The organism is Ruegeria sp. BB7 (assembly GCF_056539365.1).
Genome location: NZ_JBQFUV010000002.1, coordinates 97,569 through 110,372 on the forward strand (window position 1 = coordinate 97,569; position 12,804 = coordinate 110,372).

Annotated in this window: 12 protein-coding genes; 10 read left to right on the forward strand and 2 right to left on the reverse strand. The window is 58.2% G+C overall.

Going from position 1 to position 12,804, the window contains the following annotated elements; all coding sequences use genetic code 11:
- Window positions 1–53: 53 nt before the first annotated feature.
- From ACR0D7_RS05555 to ACR0D7_RS05570, 4 genes are all read left to right on the forward strand, one after another.
- Entirely contained in the window at window positions 54–1,298 is a 1,245-nt protein-coding gene (locus ACR0D7_RS05555) for a sarcosine oxidase subunit beta family protein (protein WP_170382642.1), read from the forward strand.
- Window positions 1,299–1,375: 77 nt separating this feature from the next.
- Window positions 1,376–1,705, forward strand: coding sequence for a sarcosine oxidase subunit delta (locus ACR0D7_RS05560; protein ID WP_170572445.1), 330 nt, complete (start codon window positions 1,376–1,378; stop codon window positions 1,703–1,705).
- 67 nt (window positions 1,706–1,772) lie between these two features.
- A complete protein-coding gene (locus tag ACR0D7_RS05565) occupies window positions 1,773–4,802 on the forward strand; it encodes a sarcosine oxidase subunit alpha family protein (protein WP_480678098.1) in 3,030 nt (1,009 codons plus the stop codon).
- Window positions 4,795–5,361 (forward strand): sarcosine oxidase subunit gamma, encoded by a 567-nt coding sequence (locus ACR0D7_RS05570; RefSeq protein WP_480678099.1) that lies wholly within the window; start codon window positions 4,795–4,797, stop codon window positions 5,359–5,361. The genes ACR0D7_RS05565 and ACR0D7_RS05570 overlap by 8 nt, the downstream gene beginning before the upstream one ends.
- Before the next feature lie 110 nt (window positions 5,362–5,471).
- On the opposite strand, the gene ACR0D7_RS05575 is transcribed toward ACR0D7_RS05570, so the two are convergent.
- The gene (locus tag ACR0D7_RS05575) at window positions 5,472–6,239 is read right to left on the reverse strand and encodes an FkbM family methyltransferase (protein WP_480678100.1); all 768 of its coding nucleotides are present in this window, start codon (window positions 6,237–6,239) and stop codon (window positions 5,472–5,474) included.
- 100 nt (window positions 6,240–6,339) lie between these two features.
- Between ACR0D7_RS05575 and ACR0D7_RS05580 the strand changes: the two genes are divergently transcribed.
- From ACR0D7_RS05580 to ACR0D7_RS05590, 3 genes are all read left to right on the forward strand, one after another.
- Entirely contained in the window at window positions 6,340–6,939 is a 600-nt protein-coding gene (locus ACR0D7_RS05580; RefSeq protein ID WP_170704218.1) for a superoxide dismutase, read from the forward strand.
- 3 nt (window positions 6,940–6,942) lie between these two features.
- Window positions 6,943–7,824, forward strand: a complete 882-nt coding sequence (locus tag ACR0D7_RS05585) for a metallophosphoesterase (RefSeq protein ID WP_480678101.1) — start codon at window positions 6,943–6,945, stop codon at window positions 7,822–7,824.
- Window positions 7,825–8,026: 202 nt separating this feature from the next.
- Window positions 8,027–8,485 carry a host attachment family protein gene (locus ACR0D7_RS05590; RefSeq protein ID WP_480678102.1) on the forward strand — a complete coding sequence of 153 codons (459 nt, stop codon included), beginning with the start codon at window positions 8,027–8,029 and terminating at the stop codon, window positions 8,483–8,485.
- A gap of 35 nt (window positions 8,486–8,520) precedes the next feature.
- Here the strand turns inward: ACR0D7_RS05590 and ACR0D7_RS05595 are convergent, their stop codons facing one another.
- Window positions 8,521–9,072 carry an LOG family protein gene (locus ACR0D7_RS05595; RefSeq protein ID WP_480678103.1) on the reverse strand — a complete coding sequence of 184 codons (552 nt, stop codon included), beginning with the start codon at window positions 9,070–9,072 and terminating at the stop codon, window positions 8,521–8,523.
- A 126-nt stretch (window positions 9,073–9,198) separates the two neighbouring features.
- Between ACR0D7_RS05595 and ACR0D7_RS05600 the strand changes: the two genes are divergently transcribed.
- The 3 genes from ACR0D7_RS05600 (at window position 9,199) to ACR0D7_RS05610 (ending at window position 12,803) form a co-directional block, all read left to right on the forward strand.
- On the forward strand, window positions 9,199–10,452 hold the full coding sequence (locus ACR0D7_RS05600; RefSeq protein WP_480678104.1) for a LysM peptidoglycan-binding domain-containing protein: 1,254 nt from the start codon (window positions 9,199–9,201) through the stop codon (window positions 10,450–10,452).
- Window positions 10,453–10,545: 93 nt separating this feature from the next.
- Window positions 10,546–12,336, forward strand: coding sequence for an ABCB family ABC transporter ATP-binding protein/permease (locus tag ACR0D7_RS05605; RefSeq protein ID WP_480678534.1), 1,791 nt, complete (start codon window positions 10,546–10,548; stop codon window positions 12,334–12,336).
- 62 nt (window positions 12,337–12,398) lie between these two features.
- Entirely contained in the window at window positions 12,399–12,803 is a 405-nt protein-coding gene (locus ACR0D7_RS05610; RefSeq protein ID WP_480678105.1) for a DUF2147 domain-containing protein, read from the forward strand.
- The last annotated feature ends 1 nt before the right edge of the window (window position 12,804 follow it).

The window sequence follows — 12,804 nt, forward strand, 5'->3', positions numbered from 1 at the left end:
ACTGTTCTTGCGCGGCATACCTGCGGCAATCACCGAACCGGATGGATTCGCTTATGAAACACTATTCAGCCTTTGCTGTGGCGCGGGAGGCCCTGCGCTATCACACCGGATGGGAGCGCGCGTGGCGCTCGCCCGAACCCAAGAAGAAATACGACGTCATCATCGTTGGCGCCGGCGGCCACGGTCTGGCCACGGCGTATTACCTTGGAAAAAACTACGGTATTCAAAATGTTGCCGTCATCGAAAAAGGCTGGCTGGGCGGTGGCAACACCGGCCGGAACACGACCATCATCCGGTCGAACTATCTGCAGGACCCGTCTGCGGCGATCTACGAAAAAGCGCGCAGCCTTTACGAAGACCTAAGCCAGGAGCTGAACTACAACATCATGTTCAGCCCACGCGGCGTGATGATGCTGGCCCAGACTCAGCACGAGATTCGCGGCTATCAGCGTACCGCTCATGCCAACGCCCTGCAGGGCGTTAAGACCGAGTGGATTACGCCTGAGCGCGTAAAAGAGCTGGTGCCGATCATCAATATCGACGGACCGCGCTATCCGGTTCTGGGCGCGCTGTGGCAGGAACGCGGCGGCACCGCGCGGCACGATGCGGTGGCTTGGGGCTATGCCCGTGCATGCTCGGCCATGGGGATGGACATCATCCAGCAGTGTGAAGTCAAAGGCGTTCGTTCGGAAAACGGCCGTGTTGTGGGCGTCGACACCACCAAAGGGGCGATTGACTGCGAAAAGTTGGGCATCGTGGTTGCTGGTCATTCCGGTCAGTTGGCCGAGATGGCAGGCTTCCGTCTGCCGTTAGAGGCTATCGCACTGCAGGCACTTGTGTCCGAGCCGATCAAGCCTTGTATGGACGTTGTCGTGATGGCCAACACCGTGCACGGCTACATGTCTCAGTCCGACAAGGGCGAGATGGTGATTGGCGGCGGCACCGACGGTTTCAATAACTTCACCCAACGCGGCAGCTTCCATCACATCGAGGAAACCGTGCGTGCGCTGGTCGAGACCTTCCCGATGATCTCGCGCCTGAAGATGCTGCGCCAGTGGGGCGGTATTGTGGACATGACCGGCGACCGCTCGCCCATCCTGTCGAAAACACCGCTGCAAGGCTGCTTCATCAACGGCGGCTGGGGCACCGGTGGCTTTAAGGCGATCCCGGGGTCCGGTTGGGGCATGGCACAGCTGATGGCCACAGGCCATTCGCCGCTGACCGAAGCCTTCACGCTGGACCGCTTCAAAGAGGGCCGCTTCATCGACGAAAGCGTCGCCGCCGGGGTGGCACACTAAGGGCTCTGCCCGAGGTGGCCAGCTAACAGAATTCAGGTCGGCCCACGTGCCGACCGACCGCCAAAAAGGATGACCATATGCTGATCCTGAATTGCCCATATTGCGGCGTTGATGCCGAAGAAACTGAACTGGCTGCCGGTGGCGAAGCGCATCTGAAGCGCTATGGCCCCGGCTCGTCGGATGATGAGTTCCACGACTACCTGTTCATGCGCGAAAACCCCAAGGGCGTGCATTTCGAACGCTGGCGCCACGCCAATGGCTGCGGCAAGTGGTTCCACGCGGCGCGCTGCACCCAAACGCTCGAAGTGTTCGGTACCTATACCGCCCAAACCTCCGAGCCGCCGCAAGACATCAAGGACGCCATCGCCGCCAAACGTCCCGGGTGGACGTGGAGAGAGTTCTCCTGATGCTTCATCTTTTCAAAAATACTCCCGCCGGAGGCTCTGACGCCTCCACCTGCGAAAGGTCCGCAACATGAGCACCCGTCTCGCAAAACAGGGCCGGCTGATAAACCGGTCGAAACAAGTCACCTTTACCTTCAACGGCACCTCGATGCAGGGGTATGAGGGCGACACGCTCGCCTCGGCCCTGCTGGCCAATGATCAGATGATGATGGGCCGGTCGTTCAAATACCACCGTCCGCGCGGCGTTGTCGCCAGCGGCGCGGAAGAGCCGAACGCTCTGGTCGGTCTGGGGCAGGGCAACCGGTTCGAGCCGAACCAGCGTGCCACTACGACCGAGCTGTTCAACGGCCTGACTGCGATTTCACAGAACCACTGGCCGAATCTGGAATTCGACATCGGCGCAGTGAACAGTGCTTTCGCACGGTTCTTGCCCGGTGGTTTCTATTACAAGATGTTCATCCACCCGAAACCGTTCTGGAAGCACGTCTACGAACCCTTCATCCGTCAGTCCGCCGGTCTGGGCAAAGCACCCGACAAGGACAGCCGCGATGCGGATACCTATGAACATTTCTACGCCTTTACCGATGTTCTGGTGATCGGCGGCGGCGTTGCCGGTTTGCAAGCGGCAAAAGCGGCGGCAAGCTCTGGTGCCAAGGTTATGCTGATCGAACAAACAGCGTATTGGGGCGGACGTGCCCCTGTTGATGGCGGCACTATTGATGGCACTCCTGTGGATAAGTTCGTGGATCAATTGGTTGCCGAACTTGAAGCCATGGAAAACGTGACCATGCGCAACCGTTGCATGGGCGCAGGCGTCTATGATCATGGCTATGTGTTGGGGTATGAGCGCCTGACCGACCATACTCCGGGTGTTCAGGGGCCGCGTCACCGCCTGTGGCGCATCCGCGCCAAGCAGGTAGTCACCGCCACGGGCGCGATCGAACGACCGCTTTCCTTTGCGGGCAACGATGTTCCCGGTGTGATGCTGGCCTCGGCCATGCGTGACTACGTGATAAACTGGGGCGTGACGTCGGGCGAGAGCGTCATCGTCGCAACCAACAACGACGATGCCTATCGTACTGCGATCATTCTGAAACAGGCTGGCGTCGATGTGCTGCGTGTGGTGGATGCCCGCGAAAGCGCCGGACCACTGGCCGAGGAAGCCCGTCAATTGGGTATCCGCGTTGATCCGGGCAAGGCGATTGCCAAGGTCAAAGGTGGTAAGCGCGTCAAGAAGGTTGCTATTTGCAATCAAGAAGGTATCGGCGGCGCCCGTGAGGAAGTCGAATGCGATGCCGTGGCCATGTCGGGCGGGTGGTCTCCTGTCGTTCATATGTGGTCGCATTGCGGTGGCAAGCTGATCTGGGATGAGGCGAACGCCCATTTCCGTCCCGATCCCGAACGTCCACCGCTGGGCGCGAATGGCGAAGGCTTTGTGGTCGCCGCCGGTTCCGCCAACGGTCCGCTGGTGCTGGGTGATGTGCTGGCCGACGCGCAGACCGCAGGTGAAGCCGCCGCCAACGCTGCGGGTTTCAAACCCAAAACGGCGGACGCTCCGAAAGGGGAAACCACCGCCGAGGCTCCGATGGAGCCGGTCTGGCTGATGCCGTCCAACGCCGAGATCAGCCTACGCATGAAGTCGTGGTTGGATTTCCAAAACGATGTCAAAGTATCCGATGTCCAACTGGCGGCGCGGGAAGGTTATGAGAGCGTTGAGCACACCAAGCGATACACCACGCTGGGTATGGCAACCGATCAGGGTAAGCTAAGCAACATCAATGGTTTGGCGATCCTTGCTGATGCGCTGGAAGCCGAGATCCCGAAGGTTGGTACCACCACTTTCCGCCCACCGTATACTCCTATTTCGATGGGTGCGATTGGTGGTGAAGCGCGTGGCGAGGTCTTCCAGCCGATCCGCCGGACGCCGATACACGACTGGCACGACAAAAATGGCGCAGATTGGGAGCCGGTTGGCCACTGGCGCCGGGCCTATGCCTATGTTCGCGCAGGTGAATCCGTACACGACGCGGTGAACCGCGAGGTCAAGAATACTCGCGAAAACCTCGGCCTGTTGGATGCCTCGACGCTGGGCAAGCTGATCGTCAAAGGCCCGGACGCGGGCAAATTCCTGGACATGATGTACACCAACATGATGTCCACGCTGAAAGTCGGCAAATGCCGCTATGGCCTGATGTGCTCGGAAAACGGCTTCCTGATCGACGACGGCGTTGTTGCCCGCATCGACGAGGATACATGGCTGTGCCACACAACTACCGGTGGAGCCGAGCGTATCCATGGCCATATGGAAGAGTGGCTGCAGACCGAATGGTGGGACTGGAAAGTCTATGTTGCCAATGTGACCGAGCAATACGCTCAGTTCGCCGTTGTCGGCCCTAACGCCCGCAAGGTGCTGGAGAAACTGAACGCGCAAGCGGGTGGCGGCATGGATCTGTCGAAAGAGGCGCTGCCGTTCATGGAATGGCGTGACGGCAAGATCGGTGAGTTCGACGCACGGGCCTACCGCATCTCGTTCTCGGGCGAGCTGTCCTATGAAATCGCGGTTCCCGCGTCTCAGGGTCAGGCGTTCTGGGATGCGTTGATCGAGGCGGGGCAGGAGTTCGGTGTTATGCCTTACGGCACTGAATGTCTGCACATTCTGCGGGCCGAAAAGGGCTTTATCATGATCGGCGACGAGACCGACGGCACCGTGATCCCGCAGGATCTGGGGTTGCACTGGGCGCTCTCGAAAAAGAAAGAGGATTACCTAGGAAAACGCGCCCATTCGCGCAGCCACATGGCAGACCCCGAACGCTGGAAACTGGTGGGTCTCGAGACTGTGGATGGTTCTGTCATCCCTGACGGAGCTTACGCAGTGGGCGAGGGCGTCAACGCTAACGGCCAGCGCAACATGATCGGGCGCGTGACCTCGACCTATTATTCGGCCAATCTGGACCGTGGTATCGCCATGGGCCTGATCAAACATGGCCCCGACCGCATGGGCGAGATCGTCGAGTTCCCGGGAACCGACGGTAAAAACTACAAAGCCAAGATCGTAGACCCGATCTTCTACGACAAGGACGGGGAGAAGCAAAATGTCTGAACCCATCAGCGCACTGAACCACGCCAGCTATGACGGAATCGCCAAGGTCGAGGAGTGCGGTCTGCAGGGAATGATCACCTTGCGCGGTGATCTGTCCGACAAGGTGCTGGCCAAGGCCGTCAAAGACGCAACCGGGCAAATGGTGCCCGGACAACGCGAAGCCTTGGTCGCAGGGGATACTGGCGTCTGCTGGATGTCGACAGACGAACTGTTGGTGCTTGTTCCTTACGCCGAGGTCGAGGCTAAACTGGCCGCGATGACCAACGCCCTTAGTGGCACTCATGCGCTGGCGGTCAATGTGTCAGACGCACGGGCGGTGTTCCGTATCTCGGGCGCAAGCGCGCGGGAAGTGCTGGGCAAGCTGGCTCCGGTTGAGCTTTCGGCAGAGGCCTTTCAACCAGGTCAAATCCGCCGTTCGCGCTTGGCACAAGTTGCGGGCGCGTTCTGGATGGACGACGCCGAATCCTTACGCCTGGTCTGCTTCCGATCAGCGGCGGATTATGTTTTCAACCTCCTCAAGGTTGCGGCGCAGCCGGGCAGTGAGGTTGGGGTTTACTGAGCCCGCTGCCTTCGTTGAGAGCTGGGTGAGGGGGCTTTGCCCCCTCGGCCTGCGGCCTCACCCCCAAGGTATTTTCGGCCAGATGAAGTACGGATCGCGTGCTCCAAGCGTCAGGTGTTTACGTCAAAAAGGAATGTCGGGAACTGGGTGAGCGCCCTTTGGCTGGTGAGAGCTGACTTGCCGGTTTCGCCTGTAAATGGATCTTGGCAATGGCGGTAGAAAGCCAGGTCTTCGGCAAGTTTATCCATCGCAGCGGCGCGGCTTTCTGCATTCAGATAGGGCGCATGTGTAGAGAGGAACAGCGCGGCGTTTGTCTTTTTTAGCCAGGACAGCAGAGAGGGCAGAACAGAAAACTCGGCACCTTCGATGTCCATTTTTACCAGTGATACGTCAGACAAATCTACAGATTCAGAAAACTGATCCCATCCGACGGTGAGTGCGTCCGTGCCATGGTTGCCGTCATGCAGCAGCGACGATGTAGAATCGCCCGCCTCTCCATGCGCCGATGCCATTTGGGTTACTCCAAATCCGTTTGACAGGGCGATGCTGAAGGCCGACACGTTGCGGATGTCGTTGAGTTCAATGTTCCAGACCAAGTGGCGATAAGCCACCGGGTCAGGTTCGAAACACCAAACATGGCGGGCGCGGCGTGCGGCATAGAGGACTGTGGGGCCGATCCAGGCGCCGATATCCAGGTAATCTCTGTCCGACGATAGGTGTTTGTCCAATACGGCGAAGGTTTCAGGCTCCCACGCGCCCGCGGACGCCTTGCGCCAGAATTTCGAATGATAGGGGTCCAGCCGAAAAGGCTCGCCGTTCAGGGTGCCCGCATAGTATCCGCGAGCGCGGTAGAATATCTTGCGCGCCTGTGTCAGCATCGGCTGCCTCCGGGTTTTGTTATCTCGGCCCTTGACCTGCGGCGGCTGCCAAAGCATTTAACCTTGGGAACCGCAACTTACATTTTAACAGGGGGCCGACATGGCTTTTGAACTTCCTGATCTTCCTTATGCACATGACGCGCTGGCAGCCAAGGGTATGTCCGCGGAAACGTTGGAATATCACCACGACCTGCACCACAAGGCCTATGTCGACAACGGCAACAAGCTGATCGCTGGCACCGAGTGGGACGGCAAGTCGCTGGAAGAGATCATCGTTGGCACCTACGACGCGAACGCTGTTGCGCAGAACGGTATCTTCAACAACATCAGCCAGCTGTGGAACCACAACCAGTTCTGGGAGATGATGGGCCCCGGCGACAATGCCATGCCCGGTGAGCTGGAAAAGGCTCTGACCGAAAGCTTTGGCTCGGTCGACGAATTCAAATCGCAGTTCAGCGCTGCTGGTGCTGGTCAGTTCGGCTCGGGCTGGGCATGGCTGGTCAAGAACGCTGATGGTTCGCTGGCCGTGACTAAGACCGAGAACGGCGTGAACCCGCTGTGCTTTGGTCAGACTGCACTGCTGGGTTGCGACGTGTGGGAGCACAGCTACTACATCGATTTCCGCAACAAGCGTCCGGCTTACCTGTCGAACTTCCTCGACAATCTGGTGAACTGGGAAAACGTTGCATCGCGGATGTAATCTTTGACCCGACGAGGGTTCATAAGGGGCCTGCTGGCGGTGACGCTGGCAGGCCTTTTTGCTGCCGTATACGGGTTCTTTGTTGAGCCCGCGCTGCGCCTGCGCGTGCGGCGATGGCGGCTGAGGCGCACAGACTGGACTGCGCCGCCCCTGCGTGTCGCTGTTCTGGCGGATCTGCATGTAGGGGAACCGCATGTCGGGCTGGACAGAATCCAACAGGTGGTGCGACGTACAAACGCGCTGGCCCCCGATCTTGTGCTGCTGTTGGGGGATTTGGCGGCTGGGCACAGGTTCGTCACGCGGCCAGTTGAAATTGCAGAACTCGCACCGGTTTTGGGTGGGTTGCAGGCCAAGCACGGTGTTTTCGCTGTGCTGGGCAATCACGACTGGTGGGATGATTTGGCGGCACAGCGGCGTGGCGGCGGGCCAAACCTGTACGCTGACGCCTTGCAGCGAAACGGTATTCCGGTCCTATCCAACGAGGCCGTCAAACTTGAAGGCCCCGGCATTTGGCTGGCTGGTTTGGAGGATCAACTCGCGATCGTTCGGGGTGGCGGACGGTTTCGGGGGTTGGATGATCTGCCGGGAACGCTGGCGCAGATCACCGATGACGCGCCGGTGGTCATGATGGCGCATGAGCCCGATATTTTCCCGCAAATTCCTGATCGCGTGGCGCTGACCCTGTCTGGCCACACCCATGGTGGGCAAGTGCGGCTGTTCGGTTGGTCGCCAATGGTGCCGTCCCGGTTCGGAAATCGCTATGCCTATGGGCATGTGCGTGAGGGCGGGCGTGATTTGGTTGTGTCCGGGGGTATAGGATGCTCGATCCTGCCGGTGCGGTTCGGCGTAACGCCTGAGATCACGGTAATCGAGCTGTCGGCCTGACTGGTGAAATCCCGCTTATGAAGAAAGTTTCATATTGAGATAGTGTTGTACGCAACTCCGCAGTGCTTACCTTAGATGAAGCGGAGGGAGAGTACCGCACATCAAATGAAAAGAACTCGGGCAACGCGCCAGGTACCGCTGGCCGCGTCAGGGTACTCCTGCGCCTGAGGAATGGCCACTGAAACCATTACAGGAGAGCATGATGGTTGCACTTGAACAGGGAACTTGGGTTGTCATTGCCGACGGAGAAAAGGCGTTATTTGTTGAGAATATCACTGATGCCGAAGACCCCAATCTGGTTGTTGTTGCGGTCGAAGAGCAGGAGGTATCCACCGGCCCAACTGACCGGGCCGGACGGCGTTTTGATGGTGGGCCGAACCAGAAATCGGCGATGGAAGAACCAGATTGGAAAACTCATGCGAAATCCCTGTTCGTTCAGGATGTTGCCAATCTGCTGAACCGTAAGGGATTGAAGGGGGCATTTAACCGGTTGGTTCTAGTTGCCAGCCCGCATGTGCTGGGCCTGTTGCGCCGCCGTCTTCACAGTGAGGTTCTGGCCAAGGTCGTGGCCGAGGTTGACAAAACCCTGACCAACCATCCGTTACACAAGGTCGAAAAGCTGCTAACCAGCCGTTCGAATCCCTCTGCAAAAGCAGTGTAATCTTAACGGGCGGCCCATGGTCGCCCGTCCACACGCTAGGTCAGGAACCCTCGAAGTGTGGACATTGCATCTGCCGGATCGTCCACCCAAGTGATGAAATCTGCCAGCGATCCATCGGCAAACCCTTGGCCAATGACCTGCTGCAACAGATCATGCAGCGCGTCCCAGTAACCGTCCACATTCATCACCAAAATGGGTTTGTCATGTAGGCCAAGCTGGCGCCATGTCAGGGCCTCGAACAGCTCGTCCAGTGAGCCGGGACCGCCCGGCAGCACCACAACGGCATCAGCGTTCATGATCATGACCTTTTTGCGCTCGTGCATTGTTTCGGTGATGACAAAGCGCGTCAGGTCGGTTTTGCCGACCTCACGTCGCAGCAAATGAACCGGGATCACGCCAAACGTATCGCCACCCGCAGATTGAGCGGCGCGTGCGACTTCGCCCATCAACCCCACATCGCCGGCGCCGTAGACCAGCCGCCAACCTTCCTGCGCCAGCATTGTTCCAAATGCTCTTGCAGCATTGGAATAGGTGGAATTGGCGCCATTGCGTGACCCGCAATACACACAAACGGATTTCTGAGACATTGTGATCGCTCTCCGGGGTTGTGCCTGAGCTTTTGACCCGTGATAGCGAGATTGATAGATTGGCTCAACCGTCAGGCAGAAGGTGTTATGCTCAAGGCACTTGCGCTGCGGAGTGAAAGGAAAAACATGAACGCCGACTCGGGAAGCGGAAACGCTGGTAGTGTTGTCTGGGGGGTGATCGCCGGAATTGTAGTTGTGGCAGGGATAGGCGGATTGTTCTTGTCCGGATTGATTGGGGGCTCTTCGGAAGACCCGGTGTCGCAGGCTGATGTTGCGGTTCAAACTGAGGATACCAACGCCAAGCCTGAGACCGCTGAACAGCCAGCTGAGGTTGCTGTTGAGCCTGAGGAACCTGCAAACGAACAAGAAGCGGCCGCAGAGGTTGCGCCGCAGGTGGCTCCGATCTTGGATCAGATATTTGTTGAACCTGATGGCAATGCAGTACTGTCGGGTTCCGCCGAACCGGGCGTAGAGCTGAGCGTGCTGCTGGACGGAGCCCCCGTGCACAGCTTTACCGTTGATCCCAGCGGGCAGTTCGCAGAATTCGTCACTATCCCATTTTCCGAAAATGCGCGGGGCTTGGTAATTGAATCACAGGGCGAACAGCCACTTCGATCTGATGATTACTTAATAGCGGCTTTGCCTGAACCCGAGCCCGAAGAAGCGCCAGTACAATCTGCACAGGCAGTTGACACTACGAACACGGAAACAGGCACCGCTGGTGCCGAAACCGGCGACAGCGCCACTGTTGAAACGGCAGGCGCGACTGAGCAAGACGTCCAGGAACAACCCGCCAAAGATACGGTGGCAGAGGAACAGGACCAGCAGATTGCCATTCTGCGATCGGGTGAGGATGGTGTAGAGCTGGTGCAGGGCGCGGGCGGTCAAACGCAGGCACCGGAACAAGTTGCGCTGGACACAATTGGCTATTCCGACGCCGGTGAAGTTGAACTGACCGGTCGCGTTCCGGACGGATCGGTCGTGCGCTTGTATCTGGACAATCAATTGGTGGATGACGTGCCTCCTGCAGATGACGGCAAATGGAGGAGTGAATTGGACGGTGTTGAGCCCGGTGTCTACACGCTGCGAGTGGACGAGGTTGCGCCGGACGGAACTGTTGTCAGCCGACTTGAAACTCCGTTTAAGCGCGAGCCGCTGGAGGTTTTGCGCGCCGTCGAAACAACGGACGAGCCGACGCCAGAAACAGATACACCTCCGATCCGGTCGGTTACAGTGCAGAAGGGCGATACCCTCTGGGCTATCTCGCGTGAGCGGTTTGGTGACGGTATCCTTTACGTGAAACTGTTCGAGGCCAATCGGGATGCGATCCGCGATCCGGACCTTATCTATCCCGGTCAGATTTTTACGATTCCTGAATAAGTCCTTGCCTTTGGCGCTTTTCAGGGCGAGGTCTTTCTCTGACCGCAGAACAGGTACGTGATGAGACGATTGGCCCCGACGCATTCGAACGACATGCCCCAGACCGATGAACGCCGGTCTGGTTGGCGAACGATCCGAAAGGTAGCACCTTATCTTTGGCCGGATGATGAGCCTTGGGTAAAACGCCGGGTTGTCATCGCCATGGGGATGCTTGTATTGGCCAAGCTGATCGCGGTCTATACACCGATCCTTTACAAGGGGGCGGTCGATAGTCTGGCAGGAGAGGGCGTACCGCCACTAGCGCTGGGTGCAGTTGGGTTGACCGTGGCCTATGGCGTGGCGCGCATGATGACCGTGGGGTTCCAGCAATTACGCGACGCGGCTTTTGCCCCGGTCGGACAGAGGGCCTTGCGCGCACTGGCGTTAGAGACCTTTCAGCACATTCACCAACTCTCGATGCGCTACCACGTAACGCGCCGCACCGGGGGGCTCAGCCGGATTATCGAGCGGGGTGTGAAAGGGGTAGAGTTCCTGCTTCGGTTCCTGCTGTTTTCCATTGGCCCGTTGATACTGGAACTGCTGCTGGTTGCGATCATCCTTATGTGGTTGTTCGATGTCTGGTACCTGGTTGTCGTGGCGGTGACTATTGCGCTTTATATCTGGTTCACCTTCGCGGTCACCGAGTGGCGCGTGAAGCTGCGGCGCGAGATGAACGATCAGGATACCGAAGCTAATCAACGCGCTATCGACAGCTTGCTGAACTTTGAAACCGTTAAGTATTTCAATGCTGAACAGCGTGAAGCTCAACGGTACGACGTTTCGATGAAAGCCTATGCGGGGGCGGCGCTGAAGACAGCTTACTCGCTGGCCTTTCTGAACTTCGGTCAGTCCTTCCTGATTACTTGCGGGTTGATTGGCGTGATGGTTCTGGCGGCTATCGGGGTGCAGAACGGAACGCTGACAGTGGGCGATTTCGTCATGGTCAACGCCTACATGATCCAGATTACCGTGCCGCTGAATTTTCTGGGTACGGTGTATCGGGAAATCCGTCAGTCTCTGGTCGACATGGGGCAAATGTTTGACTTGCTGGAACAGCCTGCCGAAGTCTCCGACAAACCCGACGCACCGGAGTTGGTCGTTAATGGTGGCGAGGTCACGTTGGACAATGTGCACTTTGGCTATGATGCGGATCGGGAAATCCTCAAGGGCGTGTCACTGACAGTTCCCGCTGGGCAGACGGTGGCAATTGTAGGGGCTACGGGGTCGGGCAAGTCCACCATCGGGCGGCTGCTGTTCCGCTTCTACGATGTGACCGGCGGGGCACTGAGGATCGACGGGCAGGATGTGCGCGATGTGACCCTGAACAGCCTGCACGCAGCCATCGGTGTTGTGCCGCAGGATACGGTGCTGTTCAACGACACCATTCGCTACAACATTGCCTATGGTCGTGACGGGGCCACGCAAGAAGATGTTGAGGCCGCGGCCAAAGCCGCCCAGATCCACGATTTTATTGTAACCTTGCCGGAAGGTTATGACACTAAGGTTGGCGAGCGTGGCTTGAAACTATCAGGGGGTGAGAAACAGCGTGTTGGTATTGCGCGCACCCTGCTGAAGAACCCGCCAATCCTGCTGCTGGATGAGGCGACGTCGGCGTTGGATACGGATACCGAACAGGACATCAAGGATGCCTTGGCGCGGGCCGGAGAGGGACGCACTGTTCTGACCATCGCGCATCGCCTCAGTACGATCGCAGAGGCGGATCGCATTGTGGTTCTGGAGCAGGGTGCAATCCTTGAACAAGGTACTCATGACGAGCTGCTGCAACGCGAAGGGCGCTATGCGCAGCTGTGGAGCCGCCAGCAATCGGATGCGCAGGCTGCCTGAACTGTTACCGGCCTGCGCCCGATCATGTGGTATAATGGCCAGTATTAGCAGGAGGGAATTTGATGCGTAGTTTCATATCAAGAACTGCTTGCCCAGCCGCGTTAGCCCTGTTGATACCAGCTTTGGCGGTCGCTGATCCCATTGTGGGTGTTTGGAAAACTGAACCTGACCGCAAGAACCTGATCTCACATATCAAGATAACGGCCTGCGGCGACAAGTTCTGTGGCCTGATCCAGTCTGCCTATGACAAATCGGGCAAAGAGGTGCAGACGCCGAATATCGGGAAAAAGCTGTTTTGGGACGTCGCCAGCGAAGGAGGCGGCAAATACGGCGGCGGAGATTTCTGGATACCGATGGTCAATGTGGATGTCGTACCGCAAATGACGTTAAGCGGAAACTCTCTGACCGTGCGTGGCTGTGACCATGCGATCTGCGGGCATCAGACGTGGACCCGGTTGGCAAAGTGAA